Raw genomic sequence first — 22,334 nt, 5'->3', positions numbered from 1 at the left:
GGAGTCAAGATGGATGTTATGCTAACGGAAAAACAGCGTCTCTGGAGAGAACAAGTGGCATCATTTGCACGCCAGCATGTATTCCCTGAAGTAGAAGCCATGGAACAAGGCCAGTTTCCAAGCACACTTTTAGCTGAGATGGGACGGCAAGGCTTTCTAGGGCTTCCGATACCAGCTGCGTATCAAGGATTAGGGGCAGATTTTACAACATATATCATCGCGATTCATGAATTATCGAAAGTGAGTGCAACCATCGGTGTCATTGTGTCCGTTCATACATCTGTTGTGACGATGCCTATTTTGGCTTTTGGTACGACCGAGCAAAAAAAATCCTATGTTCCGCTGCTTGCGTCTGGGCAGAAGCTGGGCGCCTTTTGCCTGACTGAACCAACAGCTGGCTCAGATGCTTCTAGTATTCAGCTTAGAGCAGAGCGGATAGACGACCACTATGAGTTAAATGGAACGAAGATTTTTATCACAAGCGGCGGGGAAGCAGAACTGTATCTTGTATTTGCAGTGACAGACCCTGCCTCTGCTAAAAAAAATATATCGGCGTTCATTGTCGAAAAAGATACGCCGGGGTTTACGATCGGAAAAGATGAGAAGAAAATGGGGCTGCACGGGTCAAAAACAGTGACGCTTCATTTTGATGGCGTGCGAATTCCGAAGGAGCAGCTGCTCGGTGCAGAAGGTGAGGGCTTCCGATTGGCCATGTCTAGCTTAAATGCGGGGAGAATCGGTATCGCGGCCCAAAGCCTTGGTATTGCAGAAGCCGCATTAACGGAGGCAGTGACTTATTTAAAGCAGCATCCAGCCGGTCTTGAAACGACCATTCGGCTAGGCGATTTGGCGGCCAAGCTTGAAGCGGCCAAGCTGCTCGTCTATCAAGCAGCTTCTTATAAAGAGGCAAACCGCCCGGTCACAAAGGAAGCGTCGATGGCGAAGTTATTTGCTTCAAAAACGGCGGTTGAGATCAGTACAGAAGCGATCCATTTGCTAGGCATGGACGGTTATACCAATCGATATCACACAGAACGCTATTTTCGTGATGCGAAAATTTGTGAAATCTATGAAGGAACAAGTGAAATTCAAAGGCTGGTCATTTGTAAACAGCTAATATGAAATGAGGTGGCTCATGATGCAGTTCCAATTAAGTGACGAACATGAAATGATACAAAAAATGGTGAGAGATTTTGCGAGAAATGAAGTGGAGCCAACAGCAGCAGAGCGAGATGAGACAGAAACCTATGATCCAGCTATTTTTCGCCAAATGGCGGAGCTCGGTTTAACGGGTATCCCATGGCCAGAAGAGGTAGGCGGGATCGGGAGTGACTATTTAGCCTACGTCATTGCAGTTGAGGAGCTTTCAAGAGTGTGCGCCTCTACAGGCGTTACCCTGTCTGCCCATACATCTCTCGCCTCATGGCCTATCTTTACTTTCGGAACAGCTGAACAAAAGGAGACCTATTTAAAGCCGCTTGCAGAGGGACAGAAGATAGGAGCATACGCTCTCACTGAAAACGGATCCGGTTCTGATGCCAGCGGAATGAAGACAACAGCAGTGAAAGTGGGTAGTGGATATGTTCTGAACGGTGCGAAAATCTTTATAACAAATGGAGGCATTGCGGATTATTATATTGTGTTTGCCGTGACAGACCAAGAAGCTGCATCTCGAAATACAACCGCCTTTATTGTAGAAAAAGAGACACCTGGCTTCTCGATAGGTAAAAAAGAAAGCAAGCTGGGCATACGCTCATCGCCAACAACTGAGATCATCTTTGAAGATTGTCGCATTCATGAAAGGAACCGGCTCGGCAAAGAAGGAGAAGGGTTTAAAATAGCCATGATGACGCTCGATGGCGGCAGAAACGGCATTGCTGCACAGGCTGTTGGGATCGCCCAAGGCGCTCTTGATGCGGCGGTCAATTATGCAAAGGAGCGCAAACAATTTGGAAAACCAATCATTCAGCAGCAAGGGATCGCTTTTAAGCTAGCCGATATGGCGACAGCGATCGAGGCGTCGAGACTGCTCACGTACCAGGCAGCATGGCTTGAAACGAAAGGGCTTCCGTATGGAAAGGAATCAGCCATGTCCAAGCTCTTTGCGGGTGATACAGCCATGAAGGTGACGACAGAAGCGGTTCAAATCTTCGGCGGATACGGCTATACAAAGGATTACCCAGTCGAACGATACATGCGTGATGCGAAAATCACTCAAATTTACGAAGGAACACAGGAAATCCAGCGGCTGGTCATTTCGCGGAAACTGCTAGATATGTAGAAAAAAGCAAAGACCACCTGAACGTGAGGTGGTCTGTTTTGGTGCGGTTCAATCAGCTTTAAAATTTTAAATCAGTAGCAAAATCTAAAGGTTTTTTAGTGGTGGAAAAAGGATTTTGTCAGCAGTATAACAGCTTTAACTTAATAGTGAACTGTCACCTATGATGTAGAGAGTATTGATACATATGAACTGGCAACAAACTTACTAAAGTATTAGACGATAATAAAGAAATAGGTAAATATGCATTAAAGGTAATAGTTAATTTCTCCTTAATTTAAGATAATTTCCAGTATAGATCCATCTTATCATGGGATTATGTTAAAATTGAAGAAATATGAATATGGGAGGTTATTATGAACGCTGCTACCACCTTAGGAATCGTAACCATGGTTATATGGATTCTGGTATCCGTAGAACTTTCGAAGACTTCAAAAAAAGACAATGATCAAAAAGAAAACAGTAATAGAAAATTAATTGTATTAATGTTTGCGGGAATTGTATTGACCATAGCTGTAGTAATCTCATTATTTCAGAAACTTTAGATTAAGATAGAGTATAAAAGTGTATAGCTATAAAGTTTTCATCAATTAATTTTTAAGCAGATTATATATTTTAAGTAAAACTGAGGCAATCATCTCTTAGACATCACATAATTAAAGCAAATCTCAATGCTTGAGATATATATAAAATTAATCATTAGTAAATAAATGATGAATATTATTCAAACTACATAAATGAAGAAAAGATTTTATTTGTCCGAATATCTTGATTTAAAGAAATTGCAGAGATGACCAGTGAGATGTTTAATACAAAACAGTCAAAAATAATACGAATAACACCTTCGAAAATAAAGCCTTTAATTAAGTACATTTATTCTATTATCAACCGAAGTCGAGACAGCTCAATATGAGTGTTTCGATTTTTTTGAAATCGAGAAATTGGTTTATTTTAAGTAGTTGATTCCACCCATTTAAGTCTTTTTTATCATCGGTATACAGGGGCTTATATTGGGTTTTGAAGAATAGTAAGTTTATTGAATTTTCTAATACATTACAATTTTTCAAAGGATGTCATAGGAACTGCGATGTATAAAGATACTGACATGTTCGATCAGGTTATTAGCATTTTAATAAATGATAAGGTTCTTGTCTTTATAAGATTCAAGTGTATGATGTACTGCCAATTCAATTCATCAATTCTCTTGAATTCAAAATAAGTTTACAGAGAATAGAATGAGAGAAAGCTATTCATTGAATTTAGCTCTGCCTTTAGTAAAGATGTAATAACTTCAAGGATAAAGGTAGCTTATCATACCTATAAATATAAATGCCATCATCTTTTAAGTCATGATAAAAAAGTTACCTACCTCTAAGACAGGTCAATAAAAATATGAAACGAATTGATTTTTTGATAGTGTTTATTAGAAATTTTGACTAGCTTTTAGAGAATCAGAGCATTTTATGCCATTACATAAGTGCCCTGTAAAAATGGAAAATGAACTTAATCCCTGATAATAGTTGGTTATAAATACCTCTATTTAAATTAATATTACATATTTTACAAAAAATGTTGAAATGTAATTTAATTCTTGTTAGACTAAAAGAGTGGTAAATAATAGAAGGAGGTCATATTATGACAAAAGCAACAGATTCTAAGTTTTATGCTTTATTATCGCTGTTACTTCTTGCGGTAACATTAGTAGCTTTAGTGATTGGTAATGGTTCTTTAATTGCAGCAAATCTTGGTGTTAGTTCTGGAACCGCGTTTGCAATGGTTAATTTCTTAGATACTTGGTCCTCAGTAGCAACTGTCATTACTGTCGTTGGCATGTTCACTGGTGTAGGAACAATTAGTGCGGGTGTAGCTGCTACTATTTTGGCTATCCTTAAGAAAAAAGGAAAAGCTAAAGCTGCTGCTTTTTAATCTTGAAAAAAATCATCTCAATCTTTATTGAGATGATTTTTTTTCCAAAAGTGTATTGATATCAGGTGAAACGGCGTTCAATAGACAGTGACTTAAAAACTAATTTAACGTTTTATGCCCATTGTGGCTTGTAATAAAACATTAATTAGGAGGTAAATTTATGATAAAAGCAAAAAATCTTGGCTTATTCTCACTATTGTTATTTGTAGTTACAATGGCATCTTTAGTAGTTGGAAGAAATGGTTCTTTGATAGCAGCGAATCTTGGTGTTAGTACTGGGGCTGCTGCAATTTTGGCTGTACTTAAAAAACAAGGAAAAGCCAAGGCTGCTGCTTTTTAAAATGACTTATGCATAAATTAAATAAGCTATTTAAAATATATGATCAAAGTATAATGGGGTATCTCAATTATATTGGGTTGATTCTTTTTTCTTTCATTGTTATGGTAGCGGTGATTTTCTATCGCGATGGGATTCCCAGCACTTACCTAAACAGCTTTATTTTTATTTCAATATACATTGTAGCTACAGCTAATATTAATCGTTGTGTATTACCGTATAGAAGACAGCAGCCAGGCTTGGTCTTTATCTCTAAACAATTGTTGTTGAAACATTTATTCTTTACGATTAAAAAAGGGTATGCAGTTCAATTACTTCTTACTTGTTTCATCGCTCTAACCTTTTTGTTAGTAGAAAATCAATATTTCATTATGATATTAGCTCTTGTGGTCGTAATGCTTTCGTTTGCATCTCAATTGTTGTCTGGTCTATTCAATATCATAAACAGAATATTCCTTTTGTTGCAATTTTGGTATATGATAACGTCCATTTTTGAAGCAGTTATGATACTGCAAATAGTACAGTCCCTTCTTATTTACATTTACATAAGTAATTCGCATAGGATACCTTTGACAACTGGACTTTCCTTTCTAAAAAGTGCTAAAAGGAAATATAGGTCTGGAAATATTCTGTATCTATTTTTGTCTTATACCACTAGTAATAAAATATTAATGGTCTTAATAGGCGCCTTAGTATCAGTGCTTACTTATTTCGCCCAATCCTTTTTAACGAAAGTAGAAAACCTGCCTGCGCTCATTCTAGTCTATATAAATTTTATAACGATATTAGAAATCTTAATAGGTTCGAAAAAGGAAGAGATCGTTCTTGATAAGGCAAGAGTCGAGACATTACAATCCTCTTTGATCGTAAGTCCGTACGAAAGGTTTAAATCCAGTACGATTTATTTACTATGTCTTGTGCTGATTTTTGTAAGCGTGTGTGGAATAGTCGGAGTGATGATAAACACGTCCGATATCTCAATCATTCTTAAAAATACGTTATCGCTTCCTTTAATCATCTTTATTGGGGTCGTATATTTCAGAAAAACAGAACTATTAATCAGCGATTATGAACATAAGTTGCTGAAGCTATCCTTGCCTATTTTGTTACTCATATGCATTACAATTTTCACTATTACTTCATGAAAAGAGGAGGAAAATGATACATAAAAGATTGAAATATTTTCTGTGGTACTATTCTATCTACTGTATCTTACTGATAGGTACAGGGATTTATCTTGGGAACATAGTCAACAAAGATTTATTTGAAGCAGCACCGCCAACTTCGGGCCAGGATTTTATGTCTGTAGTTCTGACGCATAACTTAACAAACTTTGCAATGTATTTACTGGGATTCTTATTGTCACCGTTATTTCAAATAATGGATTTTGGAGGTTCGTCCTTCGTCATTACAATGGGTTTTAGAACGCTAGGAGCACAAGAAGCTTTGGATAAACTAATTCCTCATGGGTTATTAGAATTTCCAAATATGTTGCTGTATCAAGGCATAAGCCAGTATGTGCTTTTTACATTAATTTATACGAAATCAATTAAAGCTGCTTTAGGTGTCATGAAAAAAATGATTCCTTATTATCTGCTATCGTTAACGATCCTAATAATAGCTGCTTTTATTGAAGGGTATGATTCCTTATTATTTTCTATCTTTATCAATAATAGCTGGTTTTATTGAAGACTCTATATTACAGAGAAGGGGATTCAAATGGGATTAGAATTTGTAGAATGTACGAAGAATTTCAAGAACACTATGATACTAGATAAAGTGAATTTTTCAATTCCATCAGGTCTCTTTCATTTAGTAGGGCGAAATGGTGCGGGTAAAAGCACTCTCCTTAAAATGATAGCTGGTTTAGATAAGAGATACTCTGGAGGTATTGAGACAAACAATAAATCGACTCTTTATTTAAATGTGGATCCTATTGGTATTCATCCATTTACAATTAGAGAGAATCTAGAGATTCTGTGGAATACGTTTAAGATTACACCCACCGAAGAACAAATGTGCAATGTGAATGATTTTTTTGATGGTAAACTAGATGATTCGTATAGCAGAGCATCCACGGGTATGAAAGCGAAGGTAGGGTTATCTTTAGTATTCGTAAAAGATTGGGAAACCATACTAATTGATGAAACCATGTCATCTCTAGATTCAGAAAGTATAGATATGCTATCTGAAAGGTTAGTGAATCTTTCTATTAAAAATATAGCAACCATCATATATGTTTCCCATAGCATGGTAAATAAACGCTTAAACGATCATTCAAGCATTATGAGTATAGGGGATGGGAGGCTATTATGGAACAACGTCCAAGAATAACATCACTGATATCGTTGGTCATTTTTATTCTTGCCAATTATTATTTTGTCACTTTTGCTATTGAATTGAATGGCTACATTTCAAAACTAGGTGATTTGCGAGCTTTGTTAGAGGATATTTCCTATGATACGATGCTGAATCTAATTGTTGTCATTACCACAACCCTAACCACAATCAGTCTCTTAGTACAGTATCTAATCGGTAAATTCTTATTAATGATCTTTGCTCCTGAGGTTAAGAGTCATTTGTTTTATGCTCTGATTCCTAAGATTCTCATTATGTTTGTTAATGTGATATGTATGGGGATTTTGCAAGTACATAGCTTATGGATGTACATCTTCACAGCCCTTATAGGATCGATTCTCATTTTGATCTTTTTTCAGTACAAAAAAGCGAACTGGAAAGCATCGATTCTCTTTGCAGCACCATTTATTATTGATGCTTTAATTTCCTTAGGAAAAGAAATAGTCACTGTAATGTAAAGAAAGATAAGTAAAGCATGAATTTTCAAGTAAAAAAATAAGATGTATAGTTGGTTTTCAAGATACGTAAAGCTTGCGTAAGAGGCAACGGTATTCGCTCAAAAAACGAAGACAAGGTTATCAAAGAAAAAGGTTTTATACAAGTTTTTTCATTATGGGTACACGTAGACTTAAATCTGTTTACGTGTACCTTTTTATAAGCTTTATAAAAAATGGACAATTACATCGTTCGATCGATAGCTGATCATGTCCTATTGTTTTGTACAGTCAATGTCTTCATTCATTAATACCGCCTCCGACTATTTCGGTTTTTTTCATTTGAAATAAATAAAACGGATGCATACTAAAAGCATGCCGGACACAAGAACCAGTCCAATTTAACGCAGATGATGAACCTCTAGGTGCTCCCCGTGAGAAAAAATCAAAATTTAACATCGATAAAGGTGGCATAAACTCCCCTAATTTGTTTATAATGAGAGGTATGGTTTGTCGTAAGAATAAGGTATAAATACTTATTATTTCACTGATAAATGGATACATACATGTAATAGAAAGGGAGTGTCTGACCTTGAGTTTGAAAGAATACTCACAGGAACAGCTCAAACAAATGTCTTTAGTTGAACTTGCTTATGAAATTTTCAGAGACAGCAAAACACCGATCACGTTTTCCGAGTTAATAGATGAAATGATCCGTTTGCAAGGGATACAAAAATCTGATCTAGATGATCGACTTGCCCAATTTTATACAGACTTAAATATAGATGGCCGCTTTATTTCGTTAGGTGATCAGAGATGGGGACTTCGCAGCTGGTATCCAGTTGATCAAATCGAAGAAGAAGTTCAGCCAGCTGTGAAAACAAAAGCGAAAAAGAAAAAAACAAAAGCAGCTGTCGTTGAAGAAGACTTCGATGAGATTGAAGAGGAAGAAGAAATCGAAGAGCTTGAAGAAGATCTTGATCTTGTTGAAGCCGACGATGATCTCGACTTAGATGAAGAAGAAGTTGATGAAGATCTAGAAGACTTCGACGAAGATGATGACGAAGATGATGACGGCTTAACGGAGATTGATGAAGACGATTTAGACGAGGAAGAGGAAGGGAAATAACCCTCTCAAACCGGTCCTTAAAACAGGACAAAACCGTCTTGACTTTCGAGAGCGAACTATGTAGTATGTATTTTGGGCTCTCTAAAAAGAGTACGTAAAGATACGTTCATTTACGCTCCCTTTCATTTATTTGAAAGGGAGCTTTCTTATTTTTCAAGAGATTTAGGGATACACTCTAAAAAGGATGAAGCTGTGCATGTCTAGTCATGCAAGGGTAAAAAAGAGAGGAGCATACGAAATGACAAAGTATATTTTTGTAACAGGAGGAGTTGTTTCCTCACTTGGAAAAGGGATCACGGCTGCATCGTTAGGCCGCCTTCTAAAAAACAGAGGGATGGATGTCACCATTCAAAAATTCGATCCATATATAAATGTAGACCCTGGGACAATGAGTCCATACCAGCACGGTGAAGTATTTGTTACAGATGACGGTGCTGAAACAGACCTTGACTTAGGTCACTACGAGCGTTTCATTGATATTAACTTAAATAAGTACAGCAACGTAACAACGGGTAAAATCTACTCTACTGTCTTGAAAAAAGAGCGCCGCGGCGACTATTTAGGCGGTACAGTACAGGTCATTCCCCACATTACAAATGAAATCAAAGACCGTGTATACCGTGCAGGAAAAGAAACTGGTGCGGATGTTGTCATTACAGAAATCGGCGGAACAGTTGGAGATATCGAATCCCTCCCATTCCTTGAAGCGATTCGTCAAATGAAGAGTGACATCGGACGTGAAAATGTCATGTACATTCATTGTACCCTTGTTCCTTACATCCGTGCAGCAGGCGAATTGAAAACAAAACCAACACAGCATAGTGTGAAAGAACTTCGCAGCCTTGGCATTCAGCCAAACGTCATTGTTGTCAGAACAGAAATGCCAATGACACAAGACATGAAGGACAAAATTGCTCTATTCTGTGATATTGATACAAAAGCTGTCATCGAATGCCAGGATGCAGACACCCTTTACTCCATTCCGCTTGATTTACAAAAACAAGGATTAGACAAGCTTGTATGTGAGCACATGAAGCTTGAATGCCAAGATGCGGACATGACTGAGTGGACGGCTCTTGTCGACAAAGTGCAAAACCTTTCAAAACAAGTAACGATTGGACTTGTAGGGAAATATGTTGAGCTGCAAGATGCATACATTTCTGTTGTTGAATCACTTCGTCATGCTGGCTATGCATTTGATGCTGATGTTCAAATCAAATGGATCAATGCAGAGGAAGTCACAGCAGGGAATATAGCTGATCTCGCTCAAGATGTAGACGGTATGATCGTTCCTGGAGGCTTCGGAGACCGCGGAGTGGAAGGGAAAATCATTGCAACACAATATGCCCGCGAAAACAAAGTACCATTCTTCGGAATTTGCCTAGGAATGCAAGTCGCGTCTATCGAATATGCGAGAAACGTACTAGGCCTTGAGGGAGCTCATTCAGCGGAAATTGATCCAGAAACAGCATTCCCAATCATCGACCTTCTTCCGGAACAGAAGGATGTAGATGATCTAGGCGGAACACTTCGTCTAGGGCTGTACCCTTGTAAATTAAATGAAGACTCGAAAGCATATGCTGCATACAATGACGAAGTGGTCTACGAACGCCACCGTCATCGTTATGAGTTTAATAACGAATACAGACAGCAAATGGAAGCAGCAGGATTTGTATTCTCTGGTACAAGCCCAGACGGACGCCTTGTTGAAATTATTGAGCTGAAGGATCACCCTTGGTTCCTTGCTTCTCAGTTCCATCCAGAATTCATTTCAAGACCAACAAGACCACAGCCGTTATTTAGAGATTTCGTTGGTGCTTCACTGCAAGCATCTGAATCAAAATAAAACAAAAAACTGCCGAGAATATCATCTTCTCGGCAGTTTTTTTATTCATATTCCTCAACGATTTCTTTCACAGTAAACGATAGAGCATGGTAGACATATAAGCAGGTCATTAAAGCAGGATAGCCGAACCTTGTTCCATCCTCGGCAGGCACAAGTGGTTTCTTGAGCTGGAAATCAATGTGGACATCGCAATGCTCTTCAATTATTGACGGCTCCTTTTGTGCTGGCCCAACTCCAACAATGGGCGTACCTTGCATGTGCAGTTCTTTTACAAGGGATTGAATCTCCTGATCTTCTGGATCTGAATAAAAAAGAAGAACCCTGTCACTTGGATGAAGTAAGCTGCGCTCCTTTTGATCCAGTGGCAGTACTTTTGCACCGGGAAATGGCTCCTTGCTTTCGGATGCCTCTAGGGCTACAGCAGCCAGCTCATTTCTTCCATGGAAATAAACAGCATGTCCACTGACGACGGCTTGAGCAAGAAGGCGTGCACCGTCCTCAATCGCTTCTGCCTGCTTTTCTCCAATACGTGAAAAAATACCTGATAACTGGGTGGTGAAAATTTTTAACAAGACTCATTTCCTCCTTCGGTCAGATCATTTTATAATAGAATATAAAGAGAATATTAGGAAAAATGCTCAGAAAATGTCGTAAAGTAAACTATTATAAATAAAGGAAATGTGAAAATCAAACAGAATTATTTAACAACTGCTCTTTTTATGGCGAAAAATGAAAGCAATGGGGTGTAACAGATGAATGAGAAAATTTTAATTGTCGATGATCAGTACGGTATTAGAATATTACTGAATGAAGTGTTTCATAAAGAAGGCTATCAAACCTTCCAAGCAGCTAATGGTCTACAAGCGTTAGATATTGTGAAAAACCATAGACCGAACCTTGTTCTGCTTGATATGAAGATTCCTGGAATGGATGGGATTGAGATTTTAAAACGGATGAAATTAATTGATGAAGACATCCGCGTGATCATTATGACAGCTTATGGTGAATTAGATATGATTCAAGAATCCAAAGAACTCGGTGCATTGACGCACTTCGCTAAACCATTTGATATTGATGAAATCCGAGATGCAGTCAAAGAATACCTGCCTCTTGAAACAAATGGCTAGCTGGAAATGATTGAATCGATTCATTCTGTTGCCGATTTGTCGAATAATTGGTATTCTAGATAAGAAGAAGAAAGCGATCTGACTTTGAAAGTTTACATATGGCGAGAAATTCTGGTCATGCTAGGGTGGAGAGCTTTTTTTAGTAAGCAAATTAGCTACATAGGGAGGATTTTTCATCATGCCTTTAGTTTCAATGACAGAAATGTTGAAAGACGCAAAGGAAAAAGGTTACGCTGTTGGACAGTTTAACTTAAATAACTTAGAATTCACGCAAGCGATTTTACAAGCTGCTGAAGAAGAGAAATCTCCAGTTATTTTAGGAGTATCTGAAGGAGCAGGACGCTACATGGGCGGCTTCAAAACAGTTGTCGCAATGGTTAAAGCGTTAATCGAAGAATATAATGTAACAGTTCCTGTTGCGATTCATTTAGATCACGGTTCAAGCTTTGAATCTTGTGCAAAAGCGATTCATGCAGGATTTACTTCTGTTATGATCGATGCTTCTCACCACCCATTCGATGAGAACGTAGCAACAACTGCGAAAGTAGTTGAGCTTGCACATTTCCACGGTGTATCTGTAGAAGCTGAGCTTGGAACTGTTGGTGGACAAGAAGACGACGTCATCGCTGAGGGCGTTATTTATGCTGATCCAAAAGAATGCCAAGAGCTTGTAGAACGTACTGGTATCGACTGCCTTGCACCTGCACTAGGTTCAGTTCATGGTCCATACAAAGGTGAACCAAACCTTGGTTTCGCTGAAATGGAAGAAATTGGTAAAATGACAGGTCTTCCACTTGTTCTTCACGGCGGAACAGGTATCCCAACTGCTGACATCAAGCGTTCAATTTCACTTGGTACAGCAAAAATCAATGTAAACACTGAAAACCAAATTGCTTCTGCGAAAGCAGTTCGCGAAACACTTGCTGCAAAAACAGAAGAGTATGATCCACGTAAATATCTTGGACCAGCTCGTGACGCAATTAAAGCAACTGTTATCGGCAAAATGCGCGAATTTGGTTCTTCTAACCAAGCATAATTTGATGAGAACCGAAAGCCGCCTGAGTCACAGGCGGTTTTCTCCATATCTTGAGAAAGCGCAATCAAAATTTACATTTCAGACAATTTTTTGATAGGAGAGTGGCACAGTTATGTTATTTTTCGTAGATACAGCGAATATTGCAGACATCAAAGAGGCGCACGAGCTTGGCATTTTAGCAGGCGTCACAACAAACCCTAGTTTAGTAGCGAAAGAAAAGGACGTATCATTCCACGATCGCCTTCGTGAAATCACTGACGTCGTGTCAGGTTCTGTCAGTGCGGAAGTCATTTCCTTAAAAGCAGAGGAAATGATTGAAGAAGGAAAAGAGCTTGCTGCCATTGCACCAAATATCACTGTCAAAGTTCCAATGACAACGGACGGCCTGAAAGCTGTCAAAGCGTTAACAGACCTTGGTATTAAAACAAACGTCACTTTGATTTTTAATTCAAATCAGGCTCTGCTTGCAGCTAGAGCTGGTGCGACGTATGTTTCTCCATTCCTCGGTCGTTTAGATGACATCGGCCACAATGGTCTTGATCTCATTAGCGAAGTGAAAACCATTTTTGATGTTCATGGATTAGATACACAAATCATTGCTGCATCCATTCGTCACCCGCAGCATGTGACAGAAGCTGCCATTAGAGGTGCTCATATCGGCACAATGCCGCTGAAAGTCATCAAGCAGCTGACAAAACACCCATTAACGGATGCAGGCATTGAGCAATTTTTAGCAGACTGGAATAAATAAGTGATTGTGGCAGGCGGGAGCGTATTCCGTTTGCCGCAGTTTTCTTTAAAAACGCTAAGAAATGTTTTGTGCAAAGAAGAGAACATCACAGCCTCGCAAAGCTTCGATTATTTTTCTTCCGACAAATTTCGTTTAACCTGTATTCTTTCTCTTGATATTGGCTAAATTTTGGACAAGACCTTTTAAAGCGCGACATCCACAAACAGTATAACTCCAACAGTGATCTTCTTTAAGAAGGGAGACAAATATGGAAAAGTTAAACATTGCCGGCGGTGACCCCTTACGCGGGACCGTACATATTAGTGGTGCGAAAAATAGTGCTGTGGCACTGATTCCTGCCACGATTCTCGCAGATTCTCCAGTAACCATTGAGGGCCTACCGCATATTTCAGATATAGACACATTACGAGATCTGTTAGAAGAAATTGGCGGGAAGGTAACATTTGAAAAAGGTGAAATGGTTGTCAATCCTAAAGCAATGATCAGCATGCCGCTTCCTAATGGGAAAGTGAAGAAACTGCGTGCGTCCTATTATTTAATGGGAGCCATGCTAGGCAGGTTCAAGCAGGCTGTCATCGGTTTGCCAGGAGGATGTCACTTAGGACCTAGACCGATCGATCAGCATATCAAAGGCTTTGAAGCACTTGGAGCCGAGGTGACAAACGAGCAGGGTGCAATTTATTTGCGTGCTGAAAAATTAGTCGGGGCCCGTATTTATCTTGATGTTGTCAGTGTGGGTGCGACCATCAATATCATGCTGGCAGCTGTACTGGCTGAAGGAAAAACGGTGATTGAAAATGCCGCAAAAGAGCCCGAAATTATTGATGTAGCGACACTGCTTGCAAGCATGGGAGCCAAAATCAAAGGTGCGGGTACTGATGTGATTCGAATCGAAGGTGTAGAATCTCTTCATGGCTGTAAGCATTCCATCATCCCTGACCGCATAGAAGCAGGTACGTTTTTAATTGCTGGTGCAGCGATGGGAGATGAAGTTGTACTTGATAATGTGATCCCAACTCATTTAGAATCAATTACGGCGAAACTTAGAGAAATGGGGTTCACCATTGAAACGAGCAACGATCAGATGCTGATCGTTGGCAGAAACGAAGGACTCAAGCCTGTCGATATCAAAACCCTTGTGTATCCGGGCTTTCCGACTGATCTTCAGCAGCCGATGACGGCCTTGTTAACAAAAGCGAAAGGCACGAGTGTGGTCACAGATACGATCTACTCTGCCCGCTTTAAGCACATTGACGAATTGCGTCGAATGGGTGCAAACATGAAGGTGGAAGGAAGATCTGCTATTATTACCGGACAAACGCAGCTTCAAGGAGCAAAGGTAAAAGCAAGTGATCTGCGTGCAGGTGCCTGTCTCGTTGTCGCAGGGTTAATGGCAGACGGTGTGACCGAAATCACAGGGCTTGAACATATAGACAGAGGATATAGTTTGCTTGAGGAGAAGCTTGAAGGCTTGGGTGCAACCATCTGGCGTGAAAAGCTGAATGACCAAGAAATAGAAGAACTTCAAAATTCATAAGGCTTTGACTGTGAGAGGAGATTTGGACAAAAATGGAAAGAAGTTTATCGATGGAACTAGTACGGGTGACAGAAGCAGCCGCTTTAAAATCTGCCCGTTGGATGGGAAGAGGAAAGAAAGACGAAGCGGATGATGCTGCAACAAGTGCAATGCGTGATGTGTTTGACACCATTCCGATGAAGGGAACAGTCGTCATCGGCGAGGGAGAAATGGACGAAGCACCAATGCTTTATATTGGGGAAAAGCTTGGCAACGGATATGGACCTCGCGTGGATGTCGCTGTTGATCCATTAGAAGGAACAAATATTGTGGCAAGCGGCGGCTGGAATGCCTTAGCTGTCATTGCGGTTGCAGATCATGGCAACTTGCTGAATGCACCTGATATGTACATGGATAAGATCGCAGTAGGTCCAGAAGCGGTAGGCTGCATCGACATTGAAGCGCCTGTCATTGATAATCTTCGCGCTGTTGCAAAAGCGAAAAACAAAGATATTGAAGATGTTGTTGCGACAATTTTAAACAGAGGTCGACATGAGAAAATTATTGCTGAGCTGAGAGAAGCAGGAGCAAGAATTAAACTAATCGATGATGGTGACGTTGCAGGAGCCATTAATACAGCATTTGATCACACAGGTGTTGATATTCTATTTGGTTCAGGTGGAGCGCCTGAGGGTGTCCTTTCTGCTGTCGCGTTAAAGGCACTTGGTGGTGAAATCCATGGTAAGCTTCTTCCTCAAAGTGAAGAAGAGCAGAGACGCTGTGAGAAAATGGGGCTGGATGTTGGGAAAGTCCTAAGAATGGAAGACCTCGTAAAAGGAGACGATGCCATTTTTGCAGCGACAGGTGTAACGGACGGCGAGTTATTAAAAGGTGTTCAATTCAAAGGCTCTGTTGGAACAACACAAAGTGTTGTCATGCGTGCGAAATCGGGTACTGTTCGATTCGTTGATGGCAGACACAGCTTAAAGAAAAAACCGAATCTTTTCATTCGTCCGTAATCAGAAAGCGGGTATTCATTACCCGCTTTTCATATAGGTTTCAAATGTATATCATTTTCTGTTTAAAGTTGAATATTCTCTTCAAATGAGGTAAAACTAAAGAGTGCTGCGAAATTTCCTGCGAATTTACTTCTTTTAAGCTTCAACAAGTTTAAATACTGCCGCATCATGACGATATACTCTTTATCCTTCTCTATGTTGACAAAGCTCTATTCCACATTGTTTCTATCTATCACGATAAAACGAGTGGAGCGTTACCATTAGAGCAAGGTCATCCCAACAATAAAGGATTAAAAAGCTAATCAAATACAATGGTCATGCATTTGTAATGAAATACATTGACTAGAAAAGTGTGGTGTCCATATTGAAAGATGTTTCAATCTCATCTTTGGAAAATATGAAATTAAAAGAGCTGTATGAGTTAGCAAAACGCTACAAAATCTCTTATTACAGCAAACTAACAAAAAAAGAATTAATCTTTGCCATTCTAAAGGCAAATGCTGAGCAAGAGGATCTCTTATTTATGGAAGGGGTTCTTGAAATTATTCAGTCTGAGGGCTTTGGGTTCTTAAGACCGATTAACTACTCCCCAAGTTCTGAAGATATATATATTTCTGCTTCACAAATCAGACGCTTTGATTTACGAAATGGAGATAAAGTGTCTGGAAAGGTACGACCTCCAAAAGAGAATGAACGCTACTATGGCCTCCTTCATGTAGAAGCGGTAAATGGGGATGACCCAGAATCAGCAAAGGAACGTGTTCACTTTCCTGCACTCACACCGCTATTTCCTGATCGCCAAATGATTCTTGAAACACAGCCTAATCACCTGTCTACTAGAATTATGGATATGATGGCGCCAGTTGGGTTTGGACAGCGTGGATTAATCGTTGCGCCGCCTAAGGCAGGAAAAACCATTCTGCTCAAAGAAATTGCCAACAGCATTTCTGAAAATCATCCAGAGGCAGAACTGATTGTCCTTCTTATTGACGAACGTCCGGAGGAAGTAACAGATATCGAACGTTCTGTTGCAGGGGATGTTGTTAGTTCAACCTTTGACGAAGTACCGGAAAACCATATTAAAGTAGCAGAGCTTGTATTAGAGCGTGCCATGCGTCTTGTTGAACATAAAAAAGATGTCATCATCTTAATGGACAGCATCACAAGGCTTGCTCGTGCATACAACCTTGTCATCCCACCAAGCGGCCGAACGCTTTCTGGGGGGATTGATCCAGCGGCTTTCCATCGCCCGAAACGTTTCTTTGGTGCTGCGCGTAACATCGAAGAAGGCGGAAGCTTGACGATTTTAGCTACTGCCCTTGTTGATACTGGATCACGTATGGATGATGTGATCTATGAGGAGTTTAAAGGAACTGGAAACATGGAGCTTCATTTGGACCGTTCTCTTGCAGAGAGAAGAATCTTCCCAGCGATCGACATTAGACGTTCGGGTACGAGAAAAGAAGAACTGCTTGTGCCAAAAGAGCATCTTGATCGTCTATGGGCGATGAGAAAATCGATGTCAGATACACCTGACTTCGCTGAGAAGTTCATGCGCAAAATGAGAAAAACAAAGACAAACCAAGAATTTTTCGATATTTTAACGCAAGAATGGAAACAAGCAAATATGTCTGCATCAAGAAGATAACTTCCTGAAAAAATACATTTGCAATCATAGACTCTCGCTGTTATAATTTTATCATGTGCGTTTCAGAATTTATTCTGAGATATTAACTCTGTTTCCGAATTGGATTCAGGGCGGAAGGAGATGACAGTAGATGAAAACAGGAATTCATCCTAACTACAAAAAAGCTACAGTCAAATGCGCTTGTGGAAATGAGTTTGAAACTGGATCAGTAAAAGAAGAGGTTCGCATCGAGATTTGCTCTGAGTGCCATCCTTTCTATACAGGCCGTCAAAAATTCGCTTCTGCTGATGGACGTGTTGACCGCTTTAACAAAAAATACGGTCTTAAGTAATAATAGATACAATAAACAGGCAGGAATCCGTTCTTGCCTGTTTTTTTACGTGGATTGATGGAACTTTAAAACGGGGGAGAAGACCTTATGTATGTGATGAAACAAAGCGGTTGGCTTGAAGTCATCTGCGGTAGTATGTTTTCTGGAAAGTCGGAAGAATTGATTCGGAGAGTCAAAAGAGCCACCTTTGCCAAACAAGAAGTAAAAATATTCAAACCAGCGATCGATAACCGATATAGTACAAGCTCAGTTGTGTCACATAACGGTTCATCAGTAGATGGGATTGCAGTAGCCTCACCAAAAGACATAATAACGCACATATCAGAAAGAACCGATGTCATTGGCATTGATGAGGTGCAATTTTTTGATGAGACAATCATTGATATTGTCACTCAATTGGCTGATAAAGGCTACCGAGTCATTGTTGCAGGCCTGGATCAGGACTTCAGAGGAGAGCCATTTGGTGTTGTTCCGCATTTAATGGCATGTGCAGAGCTTGTAACAAAACTTCAAGCAGTTTGTTCGGTATGCGGCTCCCCAGCGAGTAGAACACAACGCTTGATCGACGGTAAACCCGCATCCTATGATGATCCCATTATTTTAGTAGGTGCGCAGGAATCATACGAAGCACGATGCAGACATCACCATGAAGTACCAAGACTTGACGTTGGTACAACACTTGACAATTAAAAAAATAGCAAATGCCGCTGTGTTTTGTTTTTGAGATTTTGGATGAACACCCATCATTTGTACTTAAATAAATTAAATAACACTACGAAAAAATTATCTAATTTTCAACGCTTGCGTTTTAGCATAAGCAGGCATAAAATGACTAACTGTAGTGTAAAGCATTTTAACGAAAAGTTCGATTTCTTGTCATAATTTTTTTGATTAAGGATTTTTCTCCTTAATCATTCTTTTGATTAATAGTTAACTTTATTTATATTTTAGAAAGAGGGTAGTTTTTGATGAACAACGTGAAGAAAACAAAAGAAGGGTACCTCGAAACCACTTTAACAGGTAAAGATGTATTATCGATTCCAACGTTGAACAAAGGCGTTGCTTTTTCTGAAGAAGAAAGACAAGAGCTTGGACTAGAAGGATTACTTCCTCCAACTGTTCTGACTTTAGAACAGCAAGCGGAGAGAGCGTACAAGCAATTTCTAGCTCAGCCAGATCGTCTTCGTCAAAACGTATACTTAAGTGATTTGCAAAACCGTAACGAAGTATTGTTCTACAAGCTTCTTACAGACAAGCTTCGTGAAATGCTCCCTGTTGTTTACACGCCAACTGTTGGTGAAGCGATTCAAGAATACAGCCATGAATACAGAAGACCTCATGGTGTCTATCTTTCAATCGACAACATTGACGGCATTGAGAAAGCATTTGAAAACTTACATGCAACAGCTGGCGATATTGATCTAATCGTTGCAACTGACTCTGAGAGTATTCTTGGAATTGGTGACTGGGGTGTTGGTGGTATCAACATCGCAATCGGTAAATTAGCTGTTTACACTGCAGCAGCAGGTATTGATCCAAGCCGCGTGATTCCAGTTGTATTAGATGTTGGAACAAACAATGAAAAATTATTGAATGATCCATTATACATCGGTAACCACCACAAACGTGTACAAGGTGAAAAATACGAAGAATTCATTGATGCTTATGTAAAAGCAGCACTTAAATTCTTCCCGAAAGCATTGCTTCACTGGGAAGACCTTGGAAACAAAAATGCGCGTAACATCATGAAAAAATACAACGACAACATCTTAACATTCAATGATGATATTCAAGGTACTGGTGCCATTACTTTAGCGGGAGTACTTGCCGCTGTCAAGAAAACTGGTACTCAATTGAAAGATCACCGTGTTGTGATTTTTGGAGCTGGTTCAGCTGGTATCGGAATCGCAGATCAAGTGCGTGACACAATGGTACTTGAAGGTCTGACTGAAGAAGAAGCAAACAATGCCTTCTGGACATTAGACTACAGAGGATTGTTAACAGATCAATTTGAAGATGAAGTGCTTGATTTCCAAAAACCGTATCTTCGTTCATCTGACGAAGTTCAGGGCTGGGCTCGTGATGAAAAAGGACAAATTTCATTTGCAGAAACCGTTCGCAAAGTGAAGCCAACGATCCTAATCGGTACATCAGGTCAAGGCGGCGCATTCACTGAAGAAATCATTAAAGAAATGGCAGCTCATACAGAACGTCCAGTGATCATGCCAATGTCTAACCCGACACCACTTGCTGAGGCAGTGCCAGAGGATCTATTTAAATGGACAGACGGCCGTGTACTTGTTGCAACAGGAAGCCCATTCGAAAATGTTGAGTATAATGGCATCGAACATGAAATCGGACAATCAAACAATGCCTTCGTTTTCCCAGGACTTGGTCTTGGTTCTATCGTAACGGAATCAAAAATCATCACAAAAGGAATGTTCGTCGCTTCTGCGAATGCGATCGCTGAAATGGTTGATCACAAAAAACCAGGTGCTGGCCTACTTCCAAGCATTGATAAATTGCAAGAAGTGTCAATCCATGTGGCAATTGAAGTAGCGAAAGCAGCAATTGAAGATGGGGTCGCAAGAAAAACGCCTGACAACATCGAACAAGCTGTGAAAGACGCAATGTGGACTCCTGAATATAAAAAAATTGTAAGAGCATAATAAAATATGTCATGCGGCGTTGTTTAGGGTAATCTAAACAATGCCGCAATAAATTGAAACATGTAAAGGATTTAAGGAGGAATAGTAAGATGGACTTTTTAAATATTTTGATCCTCCTAGCACCGATTTTTTTCGTTATCGCGCTGGGTTGGTTCGCAGGGAACTTCGGCAGCTATGACGCTAAATCTGCAAAAGGTGTAAGCACACTTGTTACAAAGTATGCTTTGCCAGCGCACTTTATCGCCAGCATTCTGTCAACACCAAAAGATAAATTCTATAGTCAAATTCCGTTCTTCGTTGCATTGATTTTAGGAATCGTTGGTTTTTATATCATTATCCTTCTTGTTACGAAATTTGCTTTTAAATATGATTTAACAGATTCATCTATCTTTTCGTTAAACTCAGCTCAACCGACCTTTGCATTTATGGGGATTCCGGTCCTAGGCAGTTTATTTGGGGCCCAAGAAGTTGCAATTCCGATTGCAATTACCGGAATAGTTGTAAATGCATTGCTTGATCCAATTGCGATTATTGTGTCAACTGTCGGTGAAAAAACAAAAGGAAAAGCCAAAGACGGCGAAAGCTTCTTGAAAATGACAACAAAAGCCATTTTGCACGGTTTATCAGAGCCGCTTGCACTTGCACCACTAGCGAGTATCATTCTTGTTCTTTTAGGGTTTAAACTTCCTGAAATCGGACACGAAATGTTAGAGGAAATTGGAAGTGTTACATCAGGGGTTGCGCTATTTGCAGTCGGTGTCACTGTTGGTATCCGTAAGATTAAATTCAGCCTACCAGCATTCAGTATCGCATTGCTAAAAGTAGCTGTACAACCATTACTTATGTATTTTATCGCCATTCTTATGGGTCTTTCGGCAGATGAAATTACAAAAGCTGTATTACTTGTTGCCTTCCCAGGTTCAGCCGTTGCAGCGATGATCGCAACACGATTTGAAAAACAAGAAGCGGAGACTGCATCCGCATTTGTCATCAGTGCAATCATGTCATTAATTACATTGCCGATCATTATTGCACTTACCGTATAATATAGTAGAAAGGCTGCCTAACTAGGCAGCCTCAGCGTGTAGACAAACCCTCGCATTCGTTGTCAGTCCTGCGCGCTGGTGCTCACGAATGTCAAATTCGCTCCGCTCCAGTGCTCGTCCTTCCTAGACTGCAAAGGTTTTCTATCACGCTGAAAAGAAGACAAAGGGCTAAAATAAAGATTATTTTAGCCCTTTGTCAACAATCTAAGGCTGCCTAACCAGGCAGCCTTTCTTAGCGAAATGAATGAAACAGAGGGAAAAGCATACGCTTCTTTTTGATCTTAGGGCGCTCGATTTCCTTGTCTTCTTCTACTTGAGACGGTTGTTTGAGTGTGGCTGCGAGGCGTTCAAGTTTAGTGGTTAAATCTTCAATTTCTCTACGATGCTGGAGCAGCTGATAGGACACACCTTCATCTGCTTTTTTAGCCAGCTTCCGTTCGAGCTCTTGTAAACGCACTTCAACGTCATGGACGTGTGATTGCTGCTGAAGTAGCTGCTTCACTTGCTCTTCTAATGCTTCAAACCTTTGTGTAGATTCATCAGTTTCTACAGCAGACGATAACTGACGAACTGTTTCCTCATGGATTGGCAGTCGAATGTCTTGGAGGATCACCCCTTCACTCATTTGGTGTTTGACTTCTTTTAGCAGCTGTACAATATCTTCATGAAATTCATAATGTCCAAGTTCATTCCGGGCGACAGGGATGTTGAGCTGTTTAACCCAACGCTGAATCGTTTTTGAAGAAACACCAATTTCTTTTGCAACCTCATTTGTATTCAAGCCAAATGCCCTCCCTTTTTTCAATTATAAGTACCATTCTCTTCAGGGAGGACCTGTTCCTTCACGTTAGACAAAACAAGTAACCAATCGCCAAAGATCGTG

At 39.9% G+C, this 22,334-nt stretch carries 21 protein-coding genes; 19 read left to right on the top strand and 2 right to left on the bottom strand.

Translation table 11 applies throughout. The features are described from left to right. Positions 1-9: 9 nt before the first annotated feature. The 9 genes from NPA43_RS16755 (at position 10) to NPA43_RS16715 (ending at position 10,308) form a co-directional block, all read left to right on the top strand. Entirely contained in the window at positions 10-1,122 is a 1,113-nt protein-coding gene (locus NPA43_RS16755; protein ID WP_230030609.1) for an acyl-CoA dehydrogenase family protein, read from the top strand. 16 nt (positions 1,123-1,138) lie between these two features. Then, positions 1,139-2,281 carry an acyl-CoA dehydrogenase gene (locus tag NPA43_RS16750; RefSeq protein ID WP_256499693.1) on the top strand — a complete coding sequence of 381 codons (1,143 nt, stop codon included), beginning with the start codon at positions 1,139-1,141 and terminating at the stop codon, positions 2,279-2,281. 1,632 nt (positions 2,282-3,913) lie between these two features. Continuing rightward, on the top strand, positions 3,914-4,204 hold the full coding sequence (locus NPA43_RS16745) for an uberolysin/carnocyclin family circular bacteriocin (RefSeq protein WP_256499084.1): 291 nt from the start codon (positions 3,914-3,916) through the stop codon (positions 4,202-4,204). 160 nt (positions 4,205-4,364) lie between these two features. Then, a complete protein-coding gene (locus NPA43_RS16740; protein WP_256499083.1) occupies positions 4,365-4,544 on the top strand; it encodes a hypothetical protein in 180 nt (59 codons plus the stop codon). Positions 4,545-5,699: 1,155 nt separating this feature from the next. After that, a complete protein-coding gene (locus tag NPA43_RS16735; RefSeq protein ID WP_256499082.1) occupies positions 5,700-6,230 on the top strand; it encodes a stage II sporulation protein M in 531 nt (176 codons plus the stop codon). 30 nt (positions 6,231-6,260) lie between these two features. Next, the gene (locus tag NPA43_RS16730) at positions 6,261-6,875 is read left to right on the top strand and encodes an ATP-binding cassette domain-containing protein (RefSeq protein ID WP_256499081.1); all 615 of its coding nucleotides are present in this window, start codon (positions 6,261-6,263) and stop codon (positions 6,873-6,875) included. Continuing rightward, positions 6,854-7,357 (top strand): hypothetical protein, encoded by a 504-nt coding sequence (locus NPA43_RS16725; RefSeq protein ID WP_256499080.1) that lies wholly within the window; start codon positions 6,854-6,856, stop codon positions 7,355-7,357. The genes NPA43_RS16730 and NPA43_RS16725 overlap by 22 nt, the downstream gene beginning before the upstream one ends. A 568-nt stretch (positions 7,358-7,925) precedes the next feature. Next, on the top strand, positions 7,926-8,462 hold the full coding sequence (rpoE, locus tag NPA43_RS16720) for a DNA-directed RNA polymerase subunit delta (RefSeq protein WP_256499079.1): 537 nt from the start codon (positions 7,926-7,928) through the stop codon (positions 8,460-8,462). Positions 8,463-8,700: 238 nt separating this feature from the next. Next, positions 8,701-10,308 (top strand): CTP synthase, encoded by a 1,608-nt coding sequence (locus NPA43_RS16715; protein ID WP_230030612.1) that lies wholly within the window; start codon positions 8,701-8,703, stop codon positions 10,306-10,308. 41 nt (positions 10,309-10,349) lie between these two features. Here the strand turns inward: NPA43_RS16715 and NPA43_RS16710 are convergent, their stop codons facing one another. Beyond that, positions 10,350-10,880 carry a DUF2529 domain-containing protein gene (locus NPA43_RS16710; RefSeq protein ID WP_256499078.1) on the bottom strand — a complete coding sequence of 177 codons (531 nt, stop codon included), beginning with the start codon at positions 10,878-10,880 and terminating at the stop codon, positions 10,350-10,352. A gap of 180 nt (positions 10,881-11,060) precedes the next feature. Here NPA43_RS16710 and NPA43_RS16705 point away from each other — a divergent pair, with 180 nt between their 5' ends. From NPA43_RS16705 to NPA43_RS16660, 10 genes are all read left to right on the top strand, one after another. Next, the gene (locus NPA43_RS16705) at positions 11,061-11,435 is read left to right on the top strand and encodes a response regulator (protein ID WP_003214681.1); all 375 of its coding nucleotides are present in this window, start codon (positions 11,061-11,063) and stop codon (positions 11,433-11,435) included. 178 nt (positions 11,436-11,613) lie between these two features. Further along, positions 11,614-12,471: a class II fructose-bisphosphate aldolase gene (locus tag NPA43_RS16700; RefSeq protein ID WP_034660304.1), complete on the top strand. Its 858-nt coding sequence runs from the start codon at positions 11,614-11,616 to the stop codon at positions 12,469-12,471. 112 nt (positions 12,472-12,583) lie between these two features. Continuing rightward, entirely contained in the window at positions 12,584-13,222 is a 639-nt protein-coding gene (fsa, locus tag NPA43_RS16695; protein WP_099726519.1) for a fructose-6-phosphate aldolase, read from the top strand. Between the two features lie 247 nt (positions 13,223-13,469). Then, positions 13,470-14,759 (top strand): UDP-N-acetylglucosamine 1-carboxyvinyltransferase, encoded by a 1,290-nt coding sequence (locus tag NPA43_RS16690; RefSeq protein WP_099726518.1) that lies wholly within the window; start codon positions 13,470-13,472, stop codon positions 14,757-14,759. 32 nt (positions 14,760-14,791) lie between these two features. Then, positions 14,792-15,757, top strand: coding sequence for a class II fructose-bisphosphatase (glpX, locus tag NPA43_RS16685; protein ID WP_099726517.1), 966 nt, complete (start codon positions 14,792-14,794; stop codon positions 15,755-15,757). A 364-nt stretch (positions 15,758-16,121) separates the two neighbouring features. Then, entirely contained in the window at positions 16,122-17,405 is a 1,284-nt protein-coding gene (rho, locus tag NPA43_RS16680) for a transcription termination factor Rho (RefSeq protein WP_008354975.1), read from the top strand. Between the two features lie 130 nt (positions 17,406-17,535). Further along, positions 17,536-17,736, top strand: a complete 201-nt coding sequence (rpmE, locus tag NPA43_RS16675) for a 50S ribosomal protein L31 (protein WP_003215407.1) — start codon at positions 17,536-17,538, stop codon at positions 17,734-17,736. 87 nt (positions 17,737-17,823) lie between these two features. Then, positions 17,824-18,426: a thymidine kinase gene (locus NPA43_RS16670; RefSeq protein WP_099726516.1), complete on the top strand. Its 603-nt coding sequence runs from the start codon at positions 17,824-17,826 to the stop codon at positions 18,424-18,426. A gap of 278 nt (positions 18,427-18,704) precedes the next feature. After that, positions 18,705-20,405, top strand: coding sequence for an oxaloacetate-decarboxylating malate dehydrogenase (malS, locus tag NPA43_RS16665; RefSeq protein ID WP_230030614.1), 1,701 nt, complete (start codon positions 18,705-18,707; stop codon positions 20,403-20,405). 89 nt (positions 20,406-20,494) lie between these two features. Further along, on the top strand, positions 20,495-21,451 hold the full coding sequence (locus NPA43_RS16660) for an AEC family transporter (protein WP_099726514.1): 957 nt from the start codon (positions 20,495-20,497) through the stop codon (positions 21,449-21,451). Between the two features lie 232 nt (positions 21,452-21,683). Here NPA43_RS16660 and racA read toward each other — a convergent pair whose 3' ends face one another. Beyond that, complete coding sequence (racA, locus tag NPA43_RS16655; protein WP_099726513.1) at positions 21,684-22,232, bottom strand: chromosome-anchoring protein RacA; 549 nt, start codon at positions 22,230-22,232, stop codon at positions 21,684-21,686. Positions 22,233-22,334 lie beyond the last annotated feature (102 nt).

It is taken from the genome of Bacillus pumilus (genome assembly GCF_024498355.1).
Classification (GTDB): domain Bacteria; phylum Bacillota; class Bacilli; order Bacillales; family Bacillaceae; genus Bacillus; species Bacillus pumilus_P.
This window is presented reverse-complemented; position numbering and strand designations above follow the sequence as displayed.

Coding starts and splice junctions, on each gene's coding strand:
- NPA43_RS16690 (WP_099726518.1), top strand. CDS start 13,470: ATGGAAAAGTTAAACATTGCCGGCGGTGACCCCTTACGCGGGACCGTA.
- NPA43_RS16735 (WP_256499082.1), top strand. CDS start 5,700: ATGATACATAAAAGATTGAAATATTTTCTGTGGTACTATTCTATCTAC.
- fsa (WP_099726519.1), top strand. CDS start 12,584: ATGTTATTTTTCGTAGATACAGCGAATATTGCAGACATCAAAGAGGCG.
- glpX (WP_099726517.1), top strand. CDS start 14,792: ATGGAAAGAAGTTTATCGATGGAACTAGTACGGGTGACAGAAGCAGCC.
- NPA43_RS16670 (WP_099726516.1), top strand. CDS start 17,824: ATGTATGTGATGAAACAAAGCGGTTGGCTTGAAGTCATCTGCGGTAGT.
- NPA43_RS16725 (WP_256499080.1), top strand. CDS start 6,854: ATGGAACAACGTCCAAGAATAACATCACTGATATCGTTGGTCATTTTT.
- NPA43_RS16750 (WP_256499693.1), top strand. CDS start 1,139: ATGCAGTTCCAATTAAGTGACGAACATGAAATGATACAAAAAATGGTG.
- NPA43_RS16705 (WP_003214681.1), top strand. CDS start 11,061: ATGAATGAGAAAATTTTAATTGTCGATGATCAGTACGGTATTAGAATA.
- NPA43_RS16740 (WP_256499083.1), top strand. CDS start 4,365: ATGATAAAAGCAAAAAATCTTGGCTTATTCTCACTATTGTTATTTGTA.
- NPA43_RS16660 (WP_099726514.1), top strand. CDS start 20,495: ATGGACTTTTTAAATATTTTGATCCTCCTAGCACCGATTTTTTTCGTT.
- NPA43_RS16700 (WP_034660304.1), top strand. CDS start 11,614: ATGCCTTTAGTTTCAATGACAGAAATGTTGAAAGACGCAAAGGAAAAA.
- NPA43_RS16715 (WP_230030612.1), top strand. CDS start 8,701: ATGACAAAGTATATTTTTGTAACAGGAGGAGTTGTTTCCTCACTTGGA.
- NPA43_RS16730 (WP_256499081.1), top strand. CDS start 6,261: ATGGGATTAGAATTTGTAGAATGTACGAAGAATTTCAAGAACACTATG.
- NPA43_RS16755 (WP_230030609.1), top strand. CDS start 10: ATGGATGTTATGCTAACGGAAAAACAGCGTCTCTGGAGAGAACAAGTG.
- rpmE (WP_003215407.1), top strand. CDS start 17,536: ATGAAAACAGGAATTCATCCTAACTACAAAAAAGCTACAGTCAAATGC.
- NPA43_RS16745 (WP_256499084.1), top strand. CDS start 3,914: ATGACAAAAGCAACAGATTCTAAGTTTTATGCTTTATTATCGCTGTTA.
- malS (WP_230030614.1), top strand. CDS start 18,705: ATGAACAACGTGAAGAAAACAAAAGAAGGGTACCTCGAAACCACTTTA.